Here is a 25,487-nt window from a genome sequence, read left to right as displayed (position 1 = left end):
GCGTCAATTTCCGTCTCGTTCATTGACTGGGGCACCCAAGTGCTCCTACCTTTCCCGGCGTTGGGTACCGGCTATCCCACGGGAGGGGTACATGCCCACGCACCGAAGAGCCGCCCTGGTCACCCTTGTCACCGCCGTGCTGGCCCTCGGGGTCCCGGGCCTCGTGGCCCCGGCCCAGGCGGAGGCGTCCTTTGACCTCTATGTCTCACCCACCGGCAACGACCATGCCGACGGCAGCGCACGACATCCCGTGCGCACGCTCCAGCACGCCCGCGACCTGGTCCGCGCCAGGTCCGCCCACCTGAAGTCCGACCTCACCGTGCACCTCGCCTCCGGCACCTACCGCCAGTCCGGACCCCTGGTCCTCGACGCCCGTGACTCCGGCACCAACGGTCACCGGGTGATCTGGCAGGGCACCGGCGCCACGGTCGTCAGCGGCGGCCGCCAGGTCGTCGGCTGGCACCAGGTCCCCGGCCGCAAGGGACTGTGGGCCGCCCGCGCGCCCCAAGGGCTCACCGACACACGGCAGTTGTACGTCGACGGGGTGCGCGCCCAGCGGGCCCGCGGGGCCGTGCCGGTCGCTCTCACCCAGACCGCGACCGGCTACACCGCCTCCGCGGACACGATCGCCCACTGGAAGCACCCGTCCGACGCCGAGTTCGTCTACACCAGCGGCGAGGCGTTGTGGAACATCGAGCGCAACGGACTCGGCCAGTGGACCGAGCCGCGCTGCCGGATCGCCTCCGCCGAGGGCACCACCATCACCATGGCCCAGCCCTGCTGGGACAACTCCAACAAGCGGGTCGAGTTCCCCGACATCCCCGGCCGCACGGTCAGCATGGTCGGCCCGGGCCATCTGACCAACAACGGCAAGGCGACGTACGTCGAGAACGCCTACGAACTCCTCGACCAGCCCGGTGAGTGGTACCTCGACAAGAGCGCCCGAACCGTCTACTACCTGCCGCGCAAGGGCGAGAACCTCGCCCGCGCCGACGTGGAGGCGGCGGCGGCCGAGAAACTCGTCGACGGACGCGGCACGTCCGACGCACCGGTGCACGACATCGCCTTCCGCGGCATCCAGTTCAGCTACGCGACCTGGCTGACGCCCTCGCAGCCCGAGGGCTTCTCCGAGATCCAGGCCGGCTACACCATCACCGGCGACAGGGGCTGGGCCACGCAGGGCCTGTGCCACTACGTCGAGGGCGGCACCTGCCCCTTCGCCTCCTGGACGAAGATGCCCGGCAACGTGTCCTTCGCGTACGGGCAGCGCATCCAGTTCGCCGACGACGTCTTCGCGCATCTCGGCGCGTCCGGACTGGACCTGGGCACCGGCAGCGAGGACTCCTCCGTGAGCGGGAGCGTCTTCACCGACATCTCAGGCAACGGACTGGAGATCGGGGGAGTGGACGGCCAGACCCCCGCCTCCGGCGTCCAGGTGACGGACAACCACCTCTACGCCCTGCCCCGCGAGTACCACGGCGGGGTGGCCATCCTCAACGGCTACACCCAGCACAACACCATCGCCCACAACCAGATCGACCACGTCGGCTACAGCGCCGTCTCCATGGGCTGGGGCGGCTGGCCCGACAAGATCGGCGACCCGGCCACCCCGAACCCCAGCCACGACAACGCCGTGCGCGAAAACCTGATCTTCGACTACATGCAGGGGCTCGATGACGGCGGCGGCATCTACACCCAGGGGCTGACCGGCACCTCCATGGCCGACGGCGAGAAGGTCACCGGCAACGTCATCCACGACCAGTGGGGCCTGGGCAAGAACGTCTACACCGACAACGGCTGCACCTACGAGACCGTGGAGGGAAACGTCCTCTACAACGCCTCCTACGCCAACGTCGCCTCCCGGCACACCGACTACCGCGACGCCCTCGGCAACAACGACCCGACCCTCGTCAAGGACAACTGGTGGGAGGAGGGCACGGCCGACAGCGACAACAAGGGGCTCGTGACGACCGGGAACCACATCATGAGCGCCCTGTCAGACGTCCCCTCGGCGATCCTCGCCAACGCGGGACTCGAGCCCGCCTACCGGGGTCTGCTCAGCCGCCGGGTCGCAGCCCCGTCCGTGCCGGAGGCGCCGACCCGCGTCGGCACCAGCACCGCGGGCGCGGACGCGCTGTACGTCACCTTCAACCCGGCCTTCGTGGACAACGGTGCACCGGTGACGTCCTACACGGCACGGGCGTACGACGCGTCGGGCAGGGAGGTCGCCCAACAGGGTGTCTCCGCAGCCGAGTTCAAGCGGACGGCGCTGGTGCGGATCGGTGGACTGCCGTCGTCCGGCGGGCCGTTCACGGTGACGGTCACCGCGAGCAACAAGTACGGCAGCAGCGAGCCGTCCCTCGCCTCACTGCCGCTTGCGCCCACCGCGGCGACCGCCCTGCCGGGCGCGCCCACCGGCCCCAAGCTGCGCACGGCGGCCACGGCGGCCACCCTCGCCTGGACCCCGCCGACCGCGACCGGGGACGCCAAGGTGGTCGGCTACCGGGTGACCGTCTCCGACGGACGTGACCCGATCGAGGTCACCGGCCGGGACGCCCTGGTCACCCAGCCCTCCGCCAAGGGCATGTTCCGGGTCATCGGCGGACTGAGGCCGGGCACGTCCTACACCGTCACCGTCGCCGCGGTGACGGCGGCCGGCGCCGGCCCCGCGGCCACGGTGACAGCGACGACGACGTCCTGAGCCGACGGTCCCGGGTCACGGCCGGCCACGTCGGCCACCGTGACTCGGGACCGGGCCCGTCACCCCCGCGCCGGCCAACGGCGGTTCGCCGATAGGCTCCCTTTCATGACCACGACCGAGGACTGGTCCAACACCCGCCTGTGGGTGGAGCGGACTCTGCGGCCGGGGGAGCGCATCCGGGACGCCGGCGCGCTGCGGGGCGGCTGGACGTCGAGGATGCGGCGGCTGGAGATCGACGGTCCGGGGGAGCCGTACACGCTCGTGCTGCGGTCCTTCGTCAAACCCTTCTATCTCAGGGCCGCTTCGGGACTGCTCACCCGGGAGGCCGACATCCTCCGTCTCCTCGCCCCGACGAGCGTCCCGGCCGCCCGGCTGCACGCCGTCGACGCGGCGGGGGAGCACTGCGACCATCCGTCGCTGGTGATGTCGCTGCTGCCCGGGGGCCTGCGGCTGGACGACGACGGCGACGACGAAGTGGAGCGCAGAAGCCGGCTGCTCGCCCGGCAGTTGGCCGGCATCCACGGGCTGCGGGTGCCGGAGGCGGACCGGCCGCGGACGTACGAGGCGTGGACCGCCCCGGATCGGGTGCGGATTCCCGAGAACACCTCGCGGCCCGAGCTGTGGCGCCGGGCCGTGGACGTGATCCGGCGTCCCGCTCCCGACCACCGACCGTGTTTCCTGCACCGTGACTTCCATCCCGGAAACGTGCTCTTCACGGGGTCCGGAGGCGATCTCGCCGTCACGGGTGTCGTCGACTGGGTGGAGACGTCCTGGGGGCCGGCCGACCTCGACGTGGCGCACTGCTCGTCCGCGCTCACCCTGCTGCACGGTGTGCCCGCCGGCCTCCGCTTCGCCGACCACTACCTGGCCGCCGGCGGCACCCTCACCGACGATCCGGAGGCCCGCCGCTACTGGCGCGTCCTGGACGCCCTCGGCTTCGCCCCCGACGCCGAGAAGGTCGCCGTGCCCTGGCGCGAACTCGGCCGCACAGACCTGACGCCGGCCGTACTCACCCGACGCCTTGAGAACTATCTGCTTGCCCTGCTCGACTGAGCGGACATGGTGAAGTCCGGAGCGGTTCGGCAGCGCCCCCGAAGGGGCGCGGGGCTGCGGTCGAGGTGTGGCTGCGCCGCGCGGGCGCGAGCGGCCACGACGGCGCCGCGGACGGCCGACGGCACAGCGCGGCACTTCCAGCGGAGCGCTTAGGCGCCGATCGCGGCCAGTCGGGGCATCCGCGCCTCGTCGTACCGCTCCAGCAGTACCCGCGCCACCTCCGGCGCCGGGCCCAGCACGTCGGCCAGGACGTCCGCCTCGGCTGCGCCCCGGGCTATACGGTCCGGGAGGAAACCGGGGGCCAGGACGTACGGGGCGACGGCCACCCGCTCGCAGCCGAGCGCCCGCAACTCCCGTACCGCGTCCTCGGTCCGGGGGAGGGACGCGGAGGCGAACGCAGGTCGCACGGCGCACCAACCGGTGTGCCGCCACTCCCGCGCGATGTCAGCGATCACTGCGATCGCCTCCGGGTCGGACGACCCCGCCGAGGCCAGGACGACCCCGGTCGAGGACTTGTCGGCAGGCGTCAGCCCCGCCTCGTACAATCGCCGTTCCAGGGCCCGCAGGAGGAGCGGGGACGGGCCGAGCACGTCCGCCTGCCGGATGCGCAGCCGCGGCGGCGCCTCGCGCAGGACGGCCGGGATGTCGGCCTTCGCGTGGAAGGCGCGGGTCAGCAGGAGGGGGAGCGCGACGACGTCACGGACGACCTCCGCCGCGAGGGACTCCAACACCCCGTGCACGGACGGGACGTTGAAGTCCAGGAAGCCCGTCTCGACGCGCAGCCCGGGCCGCAGCGACCGTACCCGGCGCACCAGGGCGTGCACGGTCGCCGCGTGCCGCGGATCGCGGCTGCCGTGGGCGATGACGAGGAGAACGGGCTTGTCGTACACGGGCGTTCAGCTCTTCACGAGAAGGCCACGGCTGCGCAGCACCCAGCGCTCCAGCGGGCTGAAGATCAGCAGGTCGATGGCGATGCCGACGAACAGGATCAGGATGATGGCCTCGAACACCATGGCCATGTCGCTGGCGGTGCGCGCGTTCTCCAGCAACTGCCCGAGACCCACGCCGAGATCGGGGAAGCTCGCGATGATCTCCGCCGCCATCAGGGAGCGCCAGGAGAACGCCCAGCCCTGCTTCAGACCCGCCACATAGCCGGGCATCGCGGCCGGCAGGACGACGTGCCAGACGCCCTTCACGCCCGTCGCGCCCATCGTGCGGCCCGCCCGCAGGAACAGCGGCGGCACCTGGTCGACGCCGGACACCAGGCCGTTGGCGATCGAGGGGACCGCGCCGAGCAGGATGACGGCGTACATCATCGAGTTGTTCAGGCCCAGCCAGATCACGGCAGGCGGCACCCACGCCACCGACGGCAGCGACTGCAGCCCGGACAGGATCGGGCCGATCGCCGCCCGCACGAACCTCACCCGCGCCACCAGCAGACCCAGCGGGGTGCCGATCAGCAACGCGAAGAAGAAGCCCAGCAGACCGCGCGAGACGCTGGTCCAGATGTAACCGAGCAGATCGCCCTTCAACCAGGCGTCCTTGAACTCGCCGGCCACCGCACCGGGCGAGGGCAGCTTGGTCGGGTCGTCGACGATCGGGTACAGGACGAACCAGGCGGCCAGCACCACGCCGAGCGCGATGACCGGCGGCAGGATCTTGTTGACGAGGGTCTGCCGGAGCGTGGGGCGGCCGACGGCCGCGGTCTCCAGTGCGTCCAGGCCGGCCTCGACGCTCCCGGCGTCCTGGGCCGGCGTCGTCTCAGTGCTGGCCATGACGGCGGATCTCCCCACGCAGTACATCGGTGATCTCAAGGGACAGTTCGGCCACGGGCGCGTCCTCGATGCGCCGCGGCTGCGGGATGTCGACCGCCCACTCACGGGCGATCCGGCCCGGACGCGACGACAGCAGCACCACCCGCTGGGCCAGCCGCACCGCCTCACGCACGTTGTGCGTCACGAACAGGACGGACACGCCCGTCTCCGCCCAGATCCGGGTCAGTTCGTCGTGCAGCACGTCCCGGGTGATGGCGTCGAGCGCGGAGAACGGCTCGTCCATCAGCAGCAGGTTGCTCTCCTGGGCGAGCGCCCGCGCCAGCGCCGCGCGCTGGCGCATACCGCCGGAGAGTTCGTGGACGCGCTTGCCGTACGCGCCCTTCAAGCGGACCAGTTCGAGCAGGCGCTCCGCCTTGTCGCGGCGGTCGGCCTTGGCGACTCCCCTCAGCTTGAGGGCGAGTTCGATGTTCTTGCCCGCGGTCAGCCACGGGAACAGGGCGTGCTCCTGGAACATCAGGGCGGGGCGCCCGTCCGTCGTGATGGAGCCCGCGCTGGGCGCGTCCAGCCCCGCCACCAGGTTCAGCAGCGTGGACTTTCCGCAGCCCGAGGCTCCCAGGAGGGTGACGAACTCACCCGGTGCGACATCGATGCTGATGTCGTCCAGGACGAGCTGCTGCCCACCGGGTGTCGCGAAGGACTTCGAGACGTGCTCGAGGCGCGCCGCGTACTCGACGGACTCGTCGGCCTTGGCGAGCGTCGTGGTCGTGGCCATGGTCGTCACCTCCTGGGAACAGTTCGGGGCGTGCGTCAGCTGGTGCCGAGACCGGCGGCGTCGACCGTGGGCTCACCCTCGGCCTTGAGGACCTTGTTGAGGATGGTCAGGTCGTAGATGCCCTTGAGGTCGGGCTTCGCCAGCAGACCGGCCTTGACGGCGTGCTCCGCCTCCGTGTTGAGGGTGGAGGCCAGCGGGTCGTCGGTGAACTGGATCGACTTCCACGCCGGGTCCAGGACGTTCGGCTTGAGCGCCTTGCCGGAGTCCGCCTCCAGCTGCTTGTTGGCCGCGGCCTTCGCCTGGTCCGGGTTGGCGTTGATCCACTTGTTGGCCTCGACGGCGGCCTTCAGCACCGCCTCCACGGCCTTCGGGTGCTCCTTGAGGAACTGCTGGCGGACGATGATGTTCGTGATCACGAACTTCTTGTCGGGCCACAGCGAGGCCTCGTCCAGCAGGACCTTGCCGCCCTCGGCCACCAGCTTCGACGCGGTCGGCTCCGGCACCCAGGCGCCGTCGATCGAACCGGCCTTGAAGGCGTCCGGCGTGATCTTGTTGTCCGTGCGGACGACCGTGACGTCGCCCTTGCCGCTCTGCGCGTCGACCTTCCAGCCCTGGTCCGCGGCCCAGTTGAGGAACGCCACGTCCTGCGTGTTGCCCAGCTGGGGCGTCGCGATCTTCTTGCCCTTGACGTCCTTCAGGGACGTGATCTTCTTCGGGTTCACGACCAGCTTGACACCGCCGGAGGCCGAACCACCGATGATCTTCAGGCTCTTGCCGTTGGACTTGGTGTAGCCGTTGATCGCCGGGGAGGGGCCGATCCAGCCGATGTCGATGGAGCCCGAGTTGAGCGCCTCGATCTCGGACGGGCCCGCGTTGAAGGTCGCGTAGTCGGCCTTGGTGGCGCCCAGCTCCTTCTGGAACAGGCCCTGCTCACGGGCGACCAGCGCGGTGCCGTGGGTCAGGTTGCCGAAGTAGCCGATCTTCACGGAGTCGAGGCCGTCGATCTTCGACGACCCGGCGGCGACCTTCTGCTTGGAGGAGGAGTCGCTCTTGCTGGAGTCGGACCCGTAGCCGCAGGCGGCGAGAGTGAGAAGGGGAAGGGCGGCGACCACGGCGGCTCCGCGGCGCAGGAAGGTGGAGCGGTTGACAGGCACGGGAGGCTTTCCTCTCGTTGGCCCGGCGGTCACGGTCTCTCAGGTCGTGGCCGGGAGTTCGGCAAGGGTCTTCGTCGCTTCCGGGACGTCGGGTGGGGGGACGGGGCGCGCAGGCAGTGCGCGTACGTCAGCGCACACATCGCGCCACTCCGCCCTGCCCGCTGCCGAGGGCGCCGCTGCCGACGCGGCCGCCCTCCTTCGCGAACGTGGAGTAGAAATCGGGGGAGTTCATGTCAGAAGTCCCACCCGTCGTCCTCGGCCTCGTCCTTGACGGGCTCGGGGGAGGCGAACGACTCGCCGACCATGCCCGCGGTGAGTGTGGTGCCGTCGCTCGGGTCGATCAGGATGAACGAACCCGTGCGGCGGGAGTCGGCGTAGGAGTCCACCGGCAGCGGCTCCGCGGTGCGGATCTTCACCCGGCCGATGTCGTTGGCGACGAGCTGTCCCGGGTGCGGGTGCAGGGACAGGTCGTCGAGCGTGAGCCGGGAGGGGATGTCCTTGACGATCGCCTTCACGGTGCGGGTGCCGTGCTTGAGGAGCACACGGTGGCCGACGGTCAGCGGAGCGTCGGCGACGTGGCAGACGGTCGCCTCGATGTCCTGCGTGGTGGGCGGGGCGTCCTTGCTGGGCACGATCAGGTCGCCGCGGGAGATGTCGATGTCGTCCTCCAGCAGGATCGTCACCGACTGGGTGGTCCAGGCGACGTCGACCGGCTCGCCGAGCAGGTCGATGCCGGAGATCCGGGAGGCGTGGCCCGAGGGCAGCACGGTGACCGCCTCGCCGACGTGGAAGGAACCGGCGGCGATCTGGCCGGCGTAACCGCGGTAGTCGGGGTGCTCGGCGGTCTGCGGCCGGATCACGTACTGCACCGGAAGCCGGGCGTGGCAGTGGCTCAGGTCGTGGCTCACCGGAACGGTCTCCAGGTGCTCCAGGACCGTCGGGCCGCCGTACCAGTCCATGTTCGCCGACGGCTCCACCACGTTGTCGCCGGCCAGTGCGGAGATCGGGATCGCGGTGACCTCGGGGACGCCGAGTTCGGTCGCGTAGGCCGTGAACTCCTCGGCGATCTCGGCGAAGACGGATTCCCGGTAGTCGACCAGGTCCATCTTGTTGACGGCCAGGGCCACGTGCGGGACGCGCAGGAGCGCGGCGATCGCCGCGTGCCGGCGGGTCTGCTCGACCACGCCGTTGCGGGCGTCCACGAGGATCACCGTCAGCTCGGCCGTCGAGGCACCGGTGACCATGTTGCGGGTGTACTGCACATGGCCCGGGGTGTCGGCGAGGATGAACCGCCGCTTCGGCGTGGCGAAGTAGCGGTAGGCGACGTCGATGGTGATGCCCTGCTCGCGCTCGGCCCGCAGGCCGTCCGTCAGCAGCGCGAGGTCCGGGGCCTCCTGGCCGCGGTTGCGGGAGGCGTGCTCGACGGCCTCCAGCTGGTCGGTCAGCACCGACTTGGAGTCGTGCAGCAGCCGTCCGACGAGCGTGGACTTGCCGTCGTCTACCGAACCGGCCGTCGCGAAGCGCAGCAGGGTGGTCTCGGAGAGCTCCGTGGTCGTGGTCATCCTAGAAGTACCCCTCGCGCTTGCGGTCTTCCATCGCGGCCTCGGACAGCTTGTCGTCGGCGCGGGTGGCGCCCCGCTCGGTCAGCCGGGACGCGGCGATCTCCGCGATGACCTGCTCCAGCGTCACCGCGTCCGAGTCCACGGCACCGGTGCAGGACATGTCACCGACGGTCCGGTAGCGCACGAGCCGCTTCTCGACCTTCTCGCCGTCCTTCGGGCCGCCCCACTCGCCGGCGGTCAGCCACATGCCGTTGCGGCTGAACACCTCACGCTCGTGCGCGAAGTAGATCTCCGGCAGCTCGATGCCCTCACGGGCGATGTACTGCCACACGTCCAGCTCGGTCCAGTTGGACAGCGGGAACACGCGCACGTGCTCGCCGGGCGCGTGCCGGCCGTTGTAGAGGTTCCACAGCTCGGGGCGCTGGCGGCGCGGGTCCCACTGGGAGAACTCGTCCCGCAGCGAGAACACCCGCTCCTTCGCGCGGGCCTTCTCCTCGTCGCGGCGCCCGCCGCCGAAGACCGCGTCGAACCGCTCCGCCTGGATCTTCTCCGTCAGCGGCAGGGTCTGCAGCGGGTTACGGGTGCCGTCCGGACGCTCCTTGAGCACACCCCGGTCGATGTAGTCCTGTACGGAGGCCACATGGAGACGCAAGCCATGTGCGGCCACCACACGGTCCCGGTACTCGAGGACCTCGGGGAAGTTGTGTCCGGTGTCCACGTGCAGCAGCGAGAAGGGCACGGCGGCCGGCGCGAAGGCCTTCAGCGCCAGGTGCAGCATGAGGATGGAGTCCTTGCCGCCGGAGAAGAGGATCACCGGCCGCTCGAACTCGCCCGCCACCTCACGGAAGATGTGCACCGCCTCGGACTCCAGCGCGTCCAGGTGGGACAGCGCGTACGGGGCGTCCGTCCCCTCGTGCACGGATGCGACGGTCGTCATGCCAGTCCCCTCTCGGTGAGCAGCGCGTGGACCGCGGCCGCGGACTCCTGGACGGTCTGGTGCTGCGACTCGATGCGCAGATCCGGCGACTCGGGCTCCTCGTAGGGGTCGTCCACACCCGTCAGCCCGGTCAGTTCACCCGCCGCCTGCTTGGCGTACAGACCCTTCACATCGCGTACGGAGCACACCTCGACCGGGGTCGCCACGTGCACCTCGATGTACGGCGCCCCGCTCTCCTGGTGCCGCTTGCGGACCGCGTCCCGGCTGTCGGCGTAGGGCGCGATGACCGGGACCAGCGCCTTGACGCCGTTGCGGGCGAGCAGTTCGGCGAGGAAGCCGATGCGCTGCACGTTGGTGTGCCGGTCCTCGCGGCTGAAGCCGAGGCCCGCGGAGATGAACTCGCGGATCTCGTCGCCGTCGAGCACCTCGACGCGATGGCCCTCGGCGCGCAGCCGGCCGGCCAGTTCGTACGCGATGGTGGTCTTGCCAGCACTCGGCAGACCCGTGAGCCAGACGGTGGCTCCGGTCGTCACCTGCAACTCCTCGGTCGTCGTCATTCGTGCAGCCCGCACTCGGTCTTGGCCCGGCCCGCCCAGCGGCCGGCCCGCGCGTCCTCGCCCTCGAGCACCCGGCGGGTGCAGGGGGCGCAGCCCACGGAGGCGTAGCCGTCCATCAGCAACGGGTTGGTCAGGACGCCGTGTTCGCTCACATAGGCGTCCACGTCGTCCTGGCTCCAGCGGGCGATCGGGGAGATCTTGACCTTCTGCCGCTTCTCGTCCCAGCCGACGACCGGGGTGTTCGCCCGGGTCGGGGACTCGTCACGGCGCAGACCGGTCGCCCAGGCCGTGTAGTTCCTCAGGCCCTGCTCCAGCGGCTGGACCTTGCGCAGCTTGCAGCACAGGTCGGGGTCGCGGTCGTGCAGCTTCGGGCCGTACTCCGCGTCCTGCTCGGCGACCGTCTGGCGCGGGGTGAGGGTGATGACGTTGACGTCCATCACGGCCTCGACCGCGTCACGGGTGCCGATGGTCTCCTCGAAGTGGTAACCGGTGTCGAGGAACACGACGTCGACGCCGGGCATCGCGCGGGAGGCGAGGTGGGCGACCACCGCGTCCTCCATCGACGAGGTCACGCAGAAGCGCTTGCCGAAGGTCTGAGCCGCCCACTGGAGGATCTCCAGCGCGGAGGCGTCCTCCAGATCGCGGCCCGCCTGCTCGGCGAGCGCCTTGAGCTCCTCTGTCGTACGGTCTCGCGTCACGGCGTTCATATCTCGTCTCCCGCTGCCTCGGAGTGCTGAAGGCCCCGGGCGAGCAGCCCGAGGAACTTCAACTGGAAGGCCCGGTTGCACGCCGCGCATTCCCAGGCGCCGTGGCCCTGCTCGGCCGGACGCAGGTCCTCGTCGCCGCAGTAGGGGCAGTAGAAGGGGGCGGCCCGCTCGCTCACGACAGGGCCTCCTCGGAGGCGCGCGCGGCCCAGGCGGCGAACCGCTCGCCGTCCTCGCGCTCGTCCTGGAACCGCTTCAGAACGCGCTCGACGTAGTCGGGCAGCTCCTCGGCGGTGACCTTCAGGCCGCGCACCTTGCGCCCGAACCCGGCCTCCAGGCCGAGCGCGCCACCGAGGTGCACCTGGTAGCCCTCGACCTGGTTGCCGTCCTTGTCGAGGACCAACTGCCCCTTGAGACCGATGTCCGCCACCTGGATACGGGCGCAGGCGTTCGGGCAGCCGTTGAGGTTGATGGTGATCGGCTCGTCGAACTCCGGGATGCGGCGCTCGAGTTCGTCGATCAGCTGGGAGCCGCGGGCCTTGGTCTCGACGATCGCCAGCTTGCAGTACTCGATGCCGGTGCAGGCCATCGTGCCGCGCCGGAACGGCGACGGCCTGGCCGTCAGGTCCAGCGCCTCCAGCGCCTCGACCAGCGGCTCGACCTGCTCCTCCTCGACGTCGAGGACGATCATCTTCTGCTCGACGGTGGTACGCACCCGGCCCGAGCCGTGGGCCTCCGCCAGGTCGGCGATCTTGGTGAGCGTGGTGCCGTCGACACGGCCGACGCGCGGTGCGAAGCCGACGTAGTAACGGCCGTCCTTCTGCCGGTGCACACCGACGTGGTCACGCCAGCGCTGCAGCGGCTCGGCGGGCGCCGGACCGTCGACGAGCGTCCGCTTGAGGTACTGCTCCTCCAGCACCTGCCGGAACTTCTCCGCGCCCCAGTCGGCGACCAGGAACTTCAGCCGGGCCCTGGTGCGCAGGCGCCGGTAACCGTAGTCGCGGAAGATCCCGACGACGCCCGCCCAGACCTCCGGGACCTCCTCCAGCGGCACCCAGGCGCCGAGCCGGACGCCGATCTTCGGGTTGGTGGACAGGCCGCCGCCGACCCAGAGGTCGAACCCGGGGCCGTGCTCGGGGTGTTCGACGCCCACGAAGGCGATGTCGTTGATCTCGTGGACCACGTCGAGGAGGGGGGAACCGGAGATCGCCGTCTTGAACTTGCGCGGCAGGTTGGAGAACTCCTTGCTGCCGATGTAACGGTCGTGGATCTCGTCGATCGCCCAGGTGCCGTCGATGATCTCGTCCTCGGCGATGCCGGCGACCGGCGAGCCGATGACGACACGCGGGCAGTCGCCACAGGCCTCGGTGGTCGACAGCCCGACCGCCTCCAGGCGGTTCCAGATCTCCGGGACGTCCTCGATGCGGATCCAGTGCAGCTGGATGTTCTGCCGGTCGGTGATGTCCGCGCTGCCCCGCGCGAACTCCTCGGAGATCCCACCGATCACCCGCAGCTGCTGGGTCGTGAGGCGGCCGCCGTCGATCCGCACCCGCAGCATGAAGTACTTGTCGTCCAGCTCCTCCGGCTCCAGGATCGCGGTCTTGCCGCCGTCGATCCCGGGCTTGCGCTGGGTGTACAGGCCCCACCAGCGCATCCGCCCGCGCAGGTCGTTGGGGTCGATGGAGTCGAAGCCCCGCTTGGAGTAGATCGTCTCAATGCGTGTCCGCACATTGAGACCGTCGTCGTCCTTCTTGAACTGCTCGTTGCCGTTGAGGGGGGTGTAGTGCCCCATCGCCCACTGGCCCTCACCGCGGTGACGGCTCACCTTGCGGCGGACTGGCGCGGCGGCGGGCTTCTGCGGGGTGGCGGCCATGGTGGTTACGTCCTTCGGGACAGGCGGGAATTCGGCTCTGACCTGCGCGTTCGGGCGCATGGGCATACGTGCGCGACGTTGCGCAAAAGAGAGGGAATGTCAGGAGATGTCGGGCTTCGCTGTGGCTGTCAGCTCGCCGGACAGATGGCGCTGGACATGCGGCCGAGGTCGACGTGCCGCCGACTCACCAAGGCAATTCCAGTTCCAGACATGACGGAAGCGTGTCATGGCAGTCTGGACACAGTCCAGCTTCGTCCGCCATGCGGACATCCTTGTCTCGTTCGATGAGACAAGGGTGTCGTCGATCACATGCGCCGTACGTACTCTTGTCCGCGCAGGTCAGACGCGGTATGCCCCCGGCCAGGGACCCGGTGCGGCCACCTCCGGCTGCTCCTCGACCTTGGTGTCGAAGAGCTTGAAGCCCCGCCGGAGGTAGTTGTCCATCGCATGCTCCCCGTCCAGGCTGCACGTATGCAACCAGACCCGCTTGGTCGCGGCCAGCCCCGGCCAGCGGTCCGCGAGGTCCCAGGCGCGGGCGGCGCCGTACGACAGTAGGTGCCCGCCGATGCGCCGGCCGCGGAAGGCCGGGATCAGCCCGAAGTAGACGATCTCCACGACGCCGTCGTCCTGCGGCTCCAGCTCCACGTAACCGGCGGGCGTGCCCCGGTCGTGGGCGACCCAGGTCTCCACGCCCGGCCGCCGAAGGTGCTCCAGCCATCGCGCGTGGCTCCAGCCGAGCCGGTCGATCCAGCGGATGTCACCGCCGACGGACGCGTACAGGAAACGGCTGAACTCGGGGGAGGGCACCTCGGAGCGGACGATCCGCACGTCCCCCTCGGGCGCTGCGGCCGGCAGGAGGTCGGTCGGGGCGGTCTGCTCCAGCGACCAGGTGGTCACGGGGATGTTCGTCATGCCCGCCAGAAAATCATTCGGCCAGGGATCTGTCGATCGAGCTCAGCGGCAGCGCGTACAGCATCCGCCCCGACTGGGACCAGACCTCGCCGGTCTCCTCCCAGAAGGACAGCGAGCCCGCCCGGCCGCCCCAGCAGTGGTGCGAGTCGTCCGAACCGCACTCGGTGGCCTTCGCGTCCTGCCGGTTCTGCCGCCAGAGGGTGCCCCGGTCGTCTCGACTGTCGGACGGCCGGTCCAGATACCAGTCGGAGCCGTACGACAGGACGCCGGCGATGCCGGTCGTCTTCGTCTCGTACGCCTCGCTGGCGACCGCCCGTCCCTCGCTGTCGGTGGCCAGCAGGCCGGCGCGGGCGGGATCGCTGCTGAAGCGGTAGCGCCACAGTCGGGTGGGCCGGTCGCTGTTCGCGGGCACCGCCTCGCTCGCCACCAGGCTGTCGGGTGCGGTGCTGCGGTCGAGGGAGACGGCCGCCGGGCGCGGGGTGCCCCGGCCGAGCGCGTACGACCCCACGGCGGGCAGCACATAGCGGGCGCCGTACGCCGACCAGCCGCCGTGGACCCTGCCCACCCGGTCGCTGTCCACCGAGGCCCGCTGGACGCGCCGCAGATCGTAGACGTACAGGCCCTCGGCGGTGGTGACCAGCAGCTTGTCCTGGTACCAGACCAGTCCCGAGACGGTGGAGGCCAGGCCCGTGTAGTTGCGGCCGCCGTCGGTCGGCACGGCCAGCAGGGCCCAGGTGTAGGTGAGGTGGTCCGGGTCGTCGGCGTTGACGAAGGCGACCCGGGCCGGGCCCGGCCTGCCCGCGCGGCCGGTGTCGTGGCTCCAGCCGGAGAGGATCACCCGGTCGTCGCCCCAGTGGCCGTCGTCGTCGGCGTCCCCGGAGGTCGTCACCGCGCCGGCCCGCCAGCCGCGGGTGTCGGCGGCGTCCCAGCAGTACGCGCGCGTGGCCGCCGGTTCGACCGGCAGCGCCGAGCGGTCGGCGGTCGTGCAGTCGGCCGGGGTGCGCAGCGAGCGGTCGGTGTCCGCGAGGACGGAGCGCACCCCGACGGGTCTGCCCATCGCCGAGGCGAGCCGGTCCAGGGCGGCCCGCGGGACCAGGTGCTCCTGAAGCGGGAAACGAGAGGTCCCGGCCGTGTCGAGCGCCTTCAGACCGCCCGGGTCCTCACTCACCGTGGCCTGCGAGGCGCTGATCATGGTGGCGGCCGCGGTGAGCGCGAGGGCGGTCCCGGCGAGGAAAGCGCGCAGCGCGCGGCCGCGCTTCTGCCGACGGTGCCTGCCACGACTCTTCATAGGTCCTCCCGAGGCGAGCCAACTGCGGCCAATGGTCCTTGTGTTGACCAAAGGCGCAGGTGGGGTGGCCCGTAGAGGGATGCTACGGCAGTCAAGGGCGGCTCGGCACGAAGACCCTGCAAATATGCGGAAGATGGTGCGTCACGGTCACTCCGTGGGACCGGAAGGACACATTCGGGGCATCCCGTCCGTCGTCCGCGCGCCCACGACCGCGGGCGCCGTCGAGTGCGGCAGCAGATCGCGCGGATCGTCCGGCAGCACCACTTCCACCTCCGAGTCCTCCCCGAAGCGGTACGGGCGGTGCTCCAGCACACCGCCCAAGTAGCGCCGCACCCGGGACATCTCGGCGCGCACGGTCACCGTGCGCGCGGGGTCGCCGAACACCTCCTCGGCCAGCCCCGCGGCACTGTGCCCGCCCCGCCGCAGCGCCAGCAGGTACAGCAACTCGGCGTGCCGAGGACTCAGTTCACGGCTCCAGGAGCCGGCGCTCCCGGACACCGTCACCGACCAGCGGCGCGGCTGCGAGAGGTCCAGCACGACCCGGGTGGCCGTCCGCGGCCCCGGCTCGGCCGAGGCGCGCACCAACCAGCCCCCGGCCAGCGGCTCCACCGAGCACAGCCCGAGCGGCGGCAGCCACCGGCGGCCCGGCGACAGGGACTTGGGCAGGGCGATCCGACCGGTGTACGGCATCCCGGTGACCGCGGCCGTCCAGCCGTCCCGGTCCACCACCAGGGCCTGCCCGCTCAGCCGGGCCAGCACCGGGGCCGCCGTGGCCCGCAGCCGCTCCAGCGACCCCAGATGCAGCTCGCGCAACCGGGACTCGGCGAGCTTGGCCACCGAGTCGACCCAGGCGAGCGTCGCCGGGTGCATCGTCTCCAGCGGCCCGCTGACGTCCACCACGCCGAGCAGCCGGCCGTCACGCGGATCGGTGATCGGGGCGCCGCTGCACGTCCAGCTCGTCTGCGAGCGCACGAAGTGCTCCGAGCCGAAGACCTGCACGGGCCGCCGTACCACCGCCGGGGTGCCGATGCCGTTGGTGCCGACGACGTCCTCCCGCCAGTCCGCGCCCAGTTCGAAGCCGAGCCCGTCGGCCCGGCGCAGCACCGCGGGGCTGCCCTCCCGCCACAGCACCCGGCCGTCCTGGTCGGCGACCACCATGATGTGGTGGGCGACGTCCGCCACCGACAGCAGGCCCTCCCGCAGCACGGGCAGGACGTGCCGCAGCTCCGTGGTCTCCCGGCGCCTGCGCACCTCCTCGGGCGAGAGCAGGCCGGAGCGCCGGTCCCGGTCGGGATCGATGCCGCCGCGCAGCATGCGCTCCCAGGACTGTTCGATCACCGGGCGCGGGGCGACGGGGCCGCGCCCGCCGGCGAGCGTGGCGGAACGGACCTCGCTGAGTACCCGCGCCGCACGCGCCGCGTCGACCACGGCGAGCTGCGCCACGTCCGTCGGCGAGAGTGCCACTGATCCTCCCGGGGTCGTCTTGACTGTCCGTCTCATAGTGCCGGTCCCGGTTGACGGACGGACACAGTCCGGCCACAGACAGCAGCAAGTTGCAACCCCTTGCAACCCTGGTGAACGCTCCGAGCTTGTTTGAATATTGAGCGACGCCGTCCCGAGCGGCGTTCACGGCCTCGAACGGGCCAGTGCGGCGGGGGTGGTGCCGTGTCGGCGCAGCACCACCCCTGCCTTCGGCGATTTGGCCGGGTGCGCCTCATGGGGTGCGGCCTGGTGTGATTCGGCGGGTGCGGGGCGGTTTGTGGTTGTTCGCGCCGTTCCCCGCGCCCCTTTAGGGCATTGGTGCTTAGGTCAGTTCGTAGGGCGGGCTCGGTTCACCACCGCATTCAGGTCCAGGGTGTGGGGCAAGGTGCCGAAGGTTGGGCCTCCGTCGGCTCCGAGGCGGGAGGCGCAGAAGGCGTCGGCGACTTCCGGTGGGGCGAAGCGGGCCAGGAGGGAGCCCTGGAGGACCAGGGCGAGGCGCTCCGTCAGGCGGCGGGCCCGGGTCTCGATACCGTCCAGGTCGGAGAGTTCGGTCAGGAGGTCCTTGATCGCGCCGTCGAGGCGGTGGTCGGCGCCGCGGGCCTCGCCGACCTCCTGGAGGTAGGCGTTCAAGGCGTGCGGCTCGCGTCGCAGCGCGCGCAGCACGTCCAGCGCCTGGATGTTTCCGGCGCCCTCCCAGACCGAGTTCAGCGGTGACTCGCGCACCAGCCGGGGCATGCCGGACTCCTCGACGTAACCGTTGCCGCCGAGGCACTCCGCGGCCTCCACGACGACCGGGGCGCACCGCTTGGTCACCCAGTACTTGGCGGCCGGTACGGCGATCCTCAGCAGCGCCCGCTCCTGCTCGCCGCCCTCGTCGCAGGCGGCCGCGAGCCTGAGCGCGAGGGTGGTCGCCGCCTCCGACTCCAGTGCCAGGTCGGCCAGCACGTTGCGCATCAGCGGCTGGTCGGCGAGCTTCGCGCCGAAGGCCTCCCGGTGGGCGCAGTGGTGCACGGCCTGCGCGACCGCCTGCCGCATCAGGCCCGCCGAGCCCAGCACGCAGTCCAGCCGGGTCGCGGCCACCATGTCGATGATGGTGGGCACCCCGCGCCCCTCCTCGCCGACCCGGCGCGCCCAGGTCCCGTCGAACTCGACCTCGCTCGAGGCGTTCGACCGGTTGCCGAGCTTGTCCTTGAGGCGCTGGATGAGGAAGACGTTGCGGGAACCGTCCTCCAGCACCCGCGGCACGAGGAAACAGGTCAGTCCGCCGGGCGCCTGCGCGAGCACCAGGAACCCGTCGGACATGGGCGCCGAACAGAACCACTTGTGTCCGGTGAGCTCGTACTCTCCGTCCGCGGCGAGCGGCCGGGCGGCGGTCGTGTTCGCCCGTACGTCACTGCCGCCCTGCTTCTCGGTCATGCCCATGCCGAACAGGGAGCCGGCCTTGAGCCGGGCCGGCCTGAGCTCACGGTCGTAGATCATCGACGTCAGCCGCGGCTCCCACTCCGCGGCGAGAGCGGGATCGGTGCGCAGGGCGGGGACGGCGGCGTGGGTCATCGACAGAGGGCAGAGGTTGCCGGCTTCCACCTGGGTCCACACCACGAACGCCGCCGCCCTGCGCACATGGCCGCCTGGCCGGGCCCAGGCGGCGGTCAGCCCGGCCGCGACGCCCTTGCCGAGCAGCCGGTGCCAGGCGGGGTGGAAATCGACCTCGTCGACACGGTGGCCGTAGCGGTCGTGCGTACGCAGCCGGGGCGGGTTCTCGTTGGCCTGGGCGCCCCACTCCTGCAGCTGCGCCGACCCGGCGGACTGCCCGAGCGCCGACAGCTCGGAGTGGACCTCGTCGAGCAGACCCGGGGCGAGGTGGCGCTCCACGGCCGCGGTCAGGGCATGGTCGGCGCCGAAGACGTCGTAGCCGGTCAGAGGCGGGGGCTGGTTGGTCACGGTGTGCGTGGTGCCTGCCATGCCGCGAAAGTACCCCGTACCGGCGCCGGTCAGCACACTTCAGCGCGCCGGGTGGTGCGTCACGCGAGCCGGGCCATAGCCGGCTCCCGCTCCAGCGCGTCCGACGGCCACCCCTCCCGGTACACCGTGTCCAGGTAGCGCTCGCCGAGGTCCGGGGCGATCGCCACCGCCGTGAGGCCCTTGTGGCCGTGTTCCGCCAGCCACTGGCCCGCGCCGCTGATCACCGTGCCCGTCGAGCCGCCGAACAGGAAGCCCCGGGCGGCGAGCCGCCGGCACGCCAGCACCGTGTCGCTCTCCTCCACCCGGACCAGGTCGTCGACGTACGACTCGTCGAGCAGCCGCGGCGGCACGCTCGCGCCAAGGCCGGGGATCATCCGGCGCCCCGGCGCCCCGCCGAAGCTCACCGAGCCCACACTGTCGACGGCCACGATCCGCACCCGGCGCCGCCACTGCCAGAACCAGCGGGCGCAGCCCATCAGGGTCCCGGTCGTGCCGGCCCCGACGAACAGGACGTCCAGATGCGGGAAGCGGCGGCCGATGGCCGGCGCGGTCGTCCGGTAGTGCGCCTTCCAGTTTCCGTGGTTGGTGTACTGGTTGAGCCACACGTATCTGTCGTCGGACGCGCACAGCGCTCCCACGTACGCCATCCGGGCGCCCAGGAAACCGCCGCGCGGATCCGGCTCCTCGATCACGTGCACCTCGCTGCCCAGCGCCTCCATCAGCCGGATCGTCGGCTCGTTGCAGCGCGCGTCGGTGACGCACAGGAACCGGTGTCCACGGCTGGCCGCGATCACGCCGAGCGCGACGCCCAGGTTCCCGGACGACGACTCGACCAGCACCGATCCGGGCCGCAGCAGCCCGTCCCGCTCGGCGGCGTCCACCATCTCGGTGGCCGCCTTGATCTTGATGGAGCCGGCGAAGTTGAACCCCTCGCACTTCAGGTACAGCGGCAGCCCCAGCGCGGCCCGCAGGTCGACATAGAGCTCCTCCTCGTTGAACTGAACAGGGTCGGAAATGACGGGCATGATGTCCCCTTCTCATGCGTCACGCAGCCGGGCCGGTCAGCCGTACCGGCGCAGCTCGTGGAAGAACCCCTCGACGACGTTGAGCCCGCCCCGACGGGCCACCTCGTCGTGGACGAACCTGCCGACCGCCAGGTCGAGCACCCCCAGTCCGAACGGCGAGAACACCACCGTCCGGTCGCCCGGGACGCTCGCCCGGCCGGTCAGCACGTCGTGGAGCGTGCCGTCCAGGAAGTCGCGGCCCCCGGTGAGCTGTTCGGCCAGGTACGGCGAGGTCTGTGCCTTCAGGCAGTGTTCGACGTCGTCCACGTAGTTGGCCGAGTCGAGCAGGATCCTCGGATCGAGGTCCCGCAACGACACGTGCAGCACCAGCGGACGGTGCGCGAACCACGACGGGTCGTGGACGTGCGGCTCGGCGGCGACCGTCGCGAAGACCAGCAGGTCCGAGGCGCGGACCAGGGACTCGGCGTCCTCGTGCACACCGATCCTCCCTTTCGCGCCCGTCCGCTCCAGATAGCCGCGGAACCCCGCCGCGCTGCGCGACGACACGTCGTACACGCCCGTCTCCTCGAACTCCCAGCCGGTGGCGGTGAGATGGGTGTGGATGTAGCGCGCGATCAGGCCGGTTCCCACGAACCCCACCCGCGTCGGCCGCGGTCGGCTCCGGCTCAGCCGGTCGGCCGCCAGCGCGGCCGAGGCGGCCGTGCGGGTGGCGCTGATGACCGAGCTCTCCAGACAGGCGAACGGGTAACCGGTTTCGGGATCGTTCAGGATCAGCACCGCCGAGGCGCGCGGCAGGCCGGACCGCGTGTTCTCCGGGAAACTGGAGATCCATTTCAGTCCGTCCACCCGCAGCGGTCCGCCCAGCGAGGCGGGCAGCGCGATGATCCGGGAGGCCGGGCGGTCCGGGAAGCGCAGGAAGTACGACGGCGGGTTCACCGACTCGCCCGCCCCGTGCAGCAGGTAGACGGCCTCGACGAGCTCGGCGATCTCGGACTCCCGCCCGTGCAGGGCCTGTTGGACCTGCTCACCGGAGATGACGGAGAAGGACGGTGCGGTGGCGGCGGTCATACGGTCCTCACCTCGAAAGCCGGCGCGCAGTCGGTCAGCCGTACGGGATCGCCGAGGGCGGCCAGCACCTCGCGCGGGCCCTCGAAGGGCTCCCGGCCGTGCGCCGTGCGGATGTTGTCGACGAGCAGCAGATCGCCGGACTGCCACGGCTCGCGCAGGGTGTGCGCCTCGTACACCTCGTTGACGGCGCGTACGACGCCCTCGTCGAGCGGATCGCCGTTGCCGTGGCGGGTGTTGAAGGGCAGCCCGTCGGGGCCGTACATGTCGACCAGGTACTCGCGCACCTCGGGGTCCATGGTCCACTCGTTGAGGAAGGCGACCTGGTTGAACCAGCAACGCCGGCCGTCGGCCGGGTGCCGGACCACCGCGGCGCGGTGCTGCCGGGTGCGCAGGGAGCCGTCGTCCTGCCAGTCGAACTCGATGGCGTGGGCGCGGCAGTGGCGTTCGACGGCAGCCCGCTCGTCGGTGCCGAAGGCCTCCTCGACCGTGGCGCCGATCTCGTCGTTGTACGTCCGGGTCAGCAGCCAGCCCTCCCGCTCGAACCGTTCGGTCAGTTCCGCGGGCAGCGCCTGAAGCACCGCCGGTCCGTCGGCGAGAGCGGTCGCCCCGCCCGACTCCGGCGCCTCCAGGCAGGCGAAGAGCAGCAGACCGGGGAACTCGAGGGAGTAGCTGAGCTCGTGGTGCATGCACATCTGCTGGTTGGGCGGCCACTTGGAGGAGGAGTACACGCCGTCGCCGTAGGTGCGGCGGGGCGCGAACGGCTCGCGGTCGGCCATCAGGGCGTCGGTGAGGTGCCGGAACACCGCCCCCGCGGCGGCCGGTTCGGTCAGGCCGAGCCCGCGGACCATCAGGCTGCCGTGCTCGGCGACCGCGGCACGCAGCGCCTCACGGTGTTCGGCGGCCCAACTCTCCGCTCCCGCCTCGGGCTCGGCGTGCAGGAGCGGTGGACGGCCGGGGGCTGTGTCGATGTCGGGCGAAAGAGCCGGGTACACGTGCGTCATCGCACCTGTTCCTTTCCGTGGCGCTGGTCCAGCAGGCCCGCCAGGTCGGCGAGGACCGGGTGGCGGTTGACGTCGTCGATGGTGACCGCCCGGTCCAGGGCGATCGCGAGCTTCACGGCGGACAGCGAGGTGCCGCCGCGGTCGAAGAAGTGGTCCCGGCGGCCGATCCGGTCCGCGGGAATGCCGAGCACCTGGGCCCAGGCGGCGGCCATGCGCCGCTCGCCGGGGCTGTCCGGGTCACCGGAGGCTTCACCGTCCGGCCGCAGGTCCGTGGAGGCTTCGCGGTCCAGGCGCCCGGCAAGACGGTCGAGGGCCTTGCGGTCGGTCTTGCCGTTGCCGGTCAGGGGCAGCCGCTCCCGCCAGTGCACGACCGCCGGCACCATGTACTCCGGCAGCGACTCGGCCAGCCGAGCCCGCACCCGATCGGCGTCCACCGGCTCCGGCCCCGTGCAGAACGCCACCAGCCGCGTGCCCCCCACGACGACCACCGCGCCGTCGCGCACCCCGTCCACCCGCAGCAGCGCGTTCTCGATCTCGCCGATCTCCACCCGGAATCCGCGCACCTTGACCTGGCTGTCCCGGCGCCCGAGGAACTCCAGCTTCCCGTCCGGCCGCCAGCGCCCGCGATCCCCGCTGCGGTACAGCCGTTCGCCGGGCCGGTACGGGTCGTCGGTGAAGGCCGCCTTGGTCCGCTCGGGGTCGTTGACGTACCCGCGGCCCACGCAGACCCCGGAGAAGACGATCTCGCCGGGCGCGCCCAGCGGCACGGGCACCAGATCCTCGTCGACGACGTAGACGCGGACGTTCGCGATCGGCCGCCCGAGCGGCACCCGGGGCCCGTCCGGCGCCCGGTCCATCACCTCGTGGTTGGTGTCGTCCGAGGTCTCGGTGAGGCCGTAGGCGTTGACCAGCCGGATGCCGGGTTCGACGCTGAACCAGCGCTCGACCAGTTCCCGCTTCACCGCTTCCCCGGTCACCGAGACGCAGCGCAGGTCCGGCAGTTCGCGCGGCCGCTGCTCCAACTCGGCCAGCACCGCCTCCAGATACGACGGCACGACCTGCAGCACGTTCACCCGGCCCCGCGCGATCGTGTCGACGAACCGCGGCACGTCGAGGATCGTCTCCTGCCCGACGATCAGCGTCCGCCCGCCGACCAGCAGCGCGGTGACCAGCTGCCACAGGGAGATGTCGAAGCACTGCGGCGCGGTCTGCGCGACCGTCCGCCCGGCCCCGACGCCCAGGTCGGCGATCTTCGCGAGGACGTGGTTGACGAATCCGGCGTGCTCGCACATCGCGCCCTTGGGCTCACCGGTGGAGCCCGACGTGAAGTAGATGTAGGCGAGCTGGCCGGCGGTGACGGGCAGGCGGAGATCGCGCTCGGCGTGCCCCTCGCCGTACGCCATGTCCACGAACAGCTTCCGGACGCGCCCGCCCACCCGGGTGTCGCTGCCGCGCTCGGTGAGGACCAGGGCGCACTCCGCCCGCTCCAGGGTCCGCGCGATCCGGTCGGCCGGGAAGTGCGGCTCGACGGGCAGATACACTCCGCCCGCCTTCAGGACGCCGAGCACGGCCGCCGCCCAGTCCAGGTTCCGCTCCATGACCACGGCGACCACGCCCTCGTGCCGCAGCCCCCGGGCGAGCAGCGCCCGCGCTATGCGGTTGGCACGGGAGTTCAACTCGCCGTACGTCCAGCGCCGGCCGTCCTGGACGACGGCCACCGCGTCCGGGTGCAGCGCCGCCCGCTCCTCGAACAGTTCGTGCACCCGCCGGTCGGGCAGCTGCCGGCGAGGACCCGCCAGCTCGTCCAGCTGGAAGCGGAGTTCCTCCTCGGAGAGCAGGGTGGGCCGGTGCGGGTCGGTGAGCGCGGTGAGGTGGTATCCGGCGACACGGGCGGCGGCCGCGGCGTCGAGAAGGTCGGTGCGGTAGCGCAGGCGCAGGGTGCGGCCCTGGAGAGCGACCCGCACACCGGGGTCGGCGAGGGCCGGTGCTCCGGGTTCCCCGGAGAGTTCGGCGAGCACCCTGAGGTGGGCGGCCGCGAGGGCCGACGGATCGCTCGGCACACTCTCCGGCAGTGCGATGTCGTACTCCGCGACGCCCGGTACCGGGTCGAGCGTCCAGCGCGGGATGATGTCCATGGATCTTGTTCCCCCTGTTTTCTTTCCTTGCCGTCCGGTCAGCCGTGCCGTGGCGCGACCGCCGGGTTTCCGCCCCACCGCGCCCCGGCCGGCATCTCCTCGCCCTTCATCAGGAAGGAGTCGGGCGCGAGGACGGCCCCGTCGCCCATGGACACGCCGTAGTGCACGAGCGCTCCGGTGCCGAGCGTGCAGCCGGCCCCGATGGTGATGTGGTCGGACTTGAAGGTGCCGTCCTCCTGGGAGTGGGCCTGCACCTTGGTGTGCGCGGCGAGCGTGCAGTCGTCGCCGATCGTGGCGAGGGTGCGCTCGGTGATGTAGCAGCCGTCGTCGAAGACCCGCCGCCCGAGCCGGACCCCCAGCGCCCGCCAGACCAGGTTCTTGAACGGTGTCCCGTTGAAGACGACCAGATGGTTGTCGGGCACCTTCCACAGCCGCTCGTGCCACCAGAAGTACGGGTCGTAGATCGAGCACAGCTTCGGCGTCAGCGGCCGGAACCGGCCGATCAGCCGCTCCACGAGTACGTAGTAACCGGTGCTGAAAGCGAGTCCGACGATCAGGGACGCACCGATCAGCAGGCCGCCGGCCGTGCCGTGGGCGCCGTACAGGTCGAAGGCGGCGAAGCCGATCACGCCGAGCACGAACCAGTCCAGCCAGCGCAGAAACAGGAACAGCCCCATGGAACGGAGGTTGAACCGGTTCTTCAGGGCGAGCCCGCGGCGCAGTTCGGCCCCCTCGCGCAGATGGTCGAAGCGGCTGTCGCGTTCCACCGAGCGCGGGATCTCGAAACAGGGCGAGCCCAGCAGGCCCACGCCCTGACGGATCTCGCCGTCCAACGGGACCATCACCTTGGTCGCCAGCAGACAGTTCTCGCCGGTGCGGCCACCGCTGGGGTAGGCGATGTTGTTCCCGAGGAAGTTGTGCCCTCCGATCGTCGCGCGCGAGACACGGAACGACGTGCCGGAGAAGTCGGCGTTCACGATCGACAGGCCGTCGGCGACCATGGTGCCGCTGCCCACGGTGGCCAGGTACGGCGTCTCGTGCTGCACCTCGGTGCCGAAGTTGGAGCCGGTCTGCTCCACCCGCGAGAGGTCGTAACCGATGGCGCGCAGGTAGGGGACGATGTACGAGCTGTCGCCGCACAGCCACTTGAAGAACTTGATGTTGGTGACGCGGGCGATTCCACGCTGCACGGAGTAGTGGAAGCCGTAGAGCGGATAGACCCGGTCGGGGCGCAGCAGCGGGCTCAGGGCTCGCGGAAGCAGGGACACGGCGGCGAGCCCGAGGACCAGGTAGCCGGCGTAGGCGGCGAGCGACAGGCCCAGCGCCTCGCCGTAGAAGCGCGCCGTGGTCAGGTCCTGGGAGCTGGGGTCGAGCAGGGCGTCCAGGGCGGGGACCAGGGTCAGCAGCAGGTAGCTTCCGCCCACGGCCAGCGGGACGTAGAGCAGCAGCGTCCGCAGCAGGCCGGCCAGGGCGTAGACCGCGCGACGCGTCGCGGAGCAGGGGGCCGGCGGGACGCGGACGTAGTC

General features: G+C 71.1%; 22 protein-coding genes. 2 read left to right on the top strand and 20 right to left on the bottom strand.

Annotated elements, in window-relative coordinates; genetic code table 11:
- Positions 1–91: 91 nt before the first annotated feature.
- Positions 92–2,701, top strand: a complete 2,610-nt coding sequence (locus GRC12_RS13515; RefSeq protein ID WP_208779477.1) for a fibronectin type III domain-containing protein — start codon at positions 92–94, stop codon at positions 2,699–2,701.
- Positions 2,702–2,806: 105 nt separating this feature from the next.
- Complete coding sequence (locus GRC12_RS13510; protein WP_208779476.1) at positions 2,807–3,754, top strand: phosphotransferase family protein; 948 nt, start codon at positions 2,807–2,809, stop codon at positions 3,752–3,754.
- A gap of 149 nt (positions 3,755–3,903) precedes the next feature.
- On the opposite strand, the gene GRC12_RS13505 is transcribed toward GRC12_RS13510, so the two are convergent.
- From GRC12_RS13505 to GRC12_RS13410, 20 genes are all read right to left on the bottom strand, one after another.
- On the bottom strand, positions 3,904–4,644 hold the full coding sequence (locus GRC12_RS13505) for a sirohydrochlorin chelatase (RefSeq protein WP_208779475.1): 741 nt from the start codon (positions 4,642–4,644) through the stop codon (positions 3,904–3,906).
- A gap of 6 nt (positions 4,645–4,650) precedes the next feature.
- Positions 4,651–5,529, bottom strand: coding sequence for an ABC transporter permease (locus GRC12_RS13500; RefSeq protein ID WP_208779474.1), 879 nt, complete (start codon positions 5,527–5,529; stop codon positions 4,651–4,653).
- Complete coding sequence (locus tag GRC12_RS13495) at positions 5,516–6,301, bottom strand: ABC transporter ATP-binding protein (protein WP_208779473.1); 786 nt, start codon at positions 6,299–6,301, stop codon at positions 5,516–5,518. Before GRC12_RS13495 ends, GRC12_RS13500 begins: the two co-directional genes overlap by 14 nt.
- A gap of 35 nt (positions 6,302–6,336) precedes the next feature.
- Positions 6,337–7,455 (bottom strand): aliphatic sulfonate ABC transporter substrate-binding protein, encoded by a 1,119-nt coding sequence (locus tag GRC12_RS13490; RefSeq protein ID WP_208779472.1) that lies wholly within the window; start codon positions 7,453–7,455, stop codon positions 6,337–6,339.
- 233 nt (positions 7,456–7,688) lie between these two features.
- Entirely contained in the window at positions 7,689–9,017 is a 1,329-nt protein-coding gene (locus GRC12_RS13480) for a sulfate adenylyltransferase subunit 1 (RefSeq protein ID WP_208779471.1), read from the bottom strand.
- 1 nt (position 9,018) lies between these two features.
- Positions 9,019–9,954: a sulfate adenylyltransferase subunit CysD gene (cysD, locus tag GRC12_RS13475; protein WP_208779470.1), complete on the bottom strand. Its 936-nt coding sequence runs from the start codon at positions 9,952–9,954 to the stop codon at positions 9,019–9,021.
- On the bottom strand, positions 9,951–10,487 hold the full coding sequence (gene cysC / locus GRC12_RS13470; RefSeq protein ID WP_208779489.1) for an adenylyl-sulfate kinase: 537 nt from the start codon (positions 10,485–10,487) through the stop codon (positions 9,951–9,953). The genes cysD and cysC overlap by 4 nt, the downstream gene beginning before the upstream one ends.
- A 20-nt stretch (positions 10,488–10,507) precedes the next feature.
- The gene (locus GRC12_RS13465; RefSeq protein ID WP_208779469.1) at positions 10,508–11,218 is read right to left on the bottom strand and encodes a phosphoadenylyl-sulfate reductase; all 711 of its coding nucleotides are present in this window, start codon (positions 11,216–11,218) and stop codon (positions 10,508–10,510) included.
- The gene (locus GRC12_RS13460; RefSeq protein WP_133041655.1) at positions 11,215–11,394 is read right to left on the bottom strand and encodes a hypothetical protein; all 180 of its coding nucleotides are present in this window, start codon (positions 11,392–11,394) and stop codon (positions 11,215–11,217) included. Before GRC12_RS13460 ends, GRC12_RS13465 begins: the two co-directional genes overlap by 4 nt.
- Positions 11,391–13,088, bottom strand: coding sequence for a nitrite/sulfite reductase (locus tag GRC12_RS13455; protein WP_208779468.1), 1,698 nt, complete (start codon positions 13,086–13,088; stop codon positions 11,391–11,393). Before GRC12_RS13455 ends, GRC12_RS13460 begins: the two co-directional genes overlap by 4 nt.
- Before the next feature lie 128 nt (positions 13,089–13,216).
- On the bottom strand, positions 13,217–13,300 hold the full coding sequence (locus GRC12_RS46915) for a putative leader peptide (protein WP_309486338.1): 84 nt from the start codon (positions 13,298–13,300) through the stop codon (positions 13,217–13,219).
- A gap of 127 nt (positions 13,301–13,427) precedes the next feature.
- Positions 13,428–14,000 carry a GNAT family N-acetyltransferase gene (locus GRC12_RS13450; RefSeq protein ID WP_208779467.1) on the bottom strand — a complete coding sequence of 191 codons (573 nt, stop codon included), beginning with the start codon at positions 13,998–14,000 and terminating at the stop codon, positions 13,428–13,430.
- Between the two features lie 13 nt (positions 14,001–14,013).
- Entirely contained in the window at positions 14,014–15,288 is a 1,275-nt protein-coding gene (locus GRC12_RS13445) for a hypothetical protein (RefSeq protein WP_208779466.1), read from the bottom strand.
- A gap of 147 nt (positions 15,289–15,435) precedes the next feature.
- Positions 15,436–16,752: a helix-turn-helix domain-containing protein gene (locus GRC12_RS13440; protein WP_208779465.1), complete on the bottom strand. Its 1,317-nt coding sequence runs from the start codon at positions 16,750–16,752 to the stop codon at positions 15,436–15,438.
- A 345-nt stretch (positions 16,753–17,097) separates the two neighbouring features.
- A complete protein-coding gene (locus GRC12_RS13435) occupies positions 17,098–18,732 on the bottom strand; it encodes an acyl-CoA dehydrogenase family protein (RefSeq protein WP_208779464.1) in 1,635 nt (544 codons plus the stop codon).
- A gap of 59 nt (positions 18,733–18,791) precedes the next feature.
- A complete protein-coding gene (gene sbnA, locus GRC12_RS13430; RefSeq protein ID WP_208779463.1) occupies positions 18,792–19,757 on the bottom strand; it encodes a 2,3-diaminopropionate biosynthesis protein SbnA in 966 nt (321 codons plus the stop codon).
- A gap of 36 nt (positions 19,758–19,793) precedes the next feature.
- Entirely contained in the window at positions 19,794–20,825 is a 1,032-nt protein-coding gene (gene sbnB, locus GRC12_RS13425; protein ID WP_208779462.1) for a 2,3-diaminopropionate biosynthesis protein SbnB, read from the bottom strand.
- On the bottom strand, positions 20,822–21,826 hold the full coding sequence (locus GRC12_RS13420) for a TauD/TfdA family dioxygenase (protein WP_208779461.1): 1,005 nt from the start codon (positions 21,824–21,826) through the stop codon (positions 20,822–20,824). The genes sbnB and GRC12_RS13420 overlap by 4 nt, the downstream gene beginning before the upstream one ends.
- A complete protein-coding gene (locus GRC12_RS13415) occupies positions 21,823–23,961 on the bottom strand; it encodes a non-ribosomal peptide synthetase (protein ID WP_208779460.1) in 2,139 nt (712 codons plus the stop codon). Before GRC12_RS13415 ends, GRC12_RS13420 begins: the two co-directional genes overlap by 4 nt.
- A 38-nt stretch (positions 23,962–23,999) precedes the next feature.
- Positions 24,000–25,487, bottom strand: a 1,488-nt coding sequence (locus tag GRC12_RS13410; RefSeq protein ID WP_368861484.1) for a Pls/PosA family non-ribosomal peptide synthetase, incomplete at its 5' end; no start/stop codon positions are given.

Source organism: Streptomyces griseorubiginosus (assembly GCF_017614965.1).
Taxonomy (GTDB): Bacteria; Actinomycetota; Actinomycetes; order Streptomycetales; family Streptomycetaceae; genus Streptomyces; species Streptomyces griseorubiginosus_B.
This window is presented reverse-complemented; position numbering and strand designations above follow the sequence as displayed.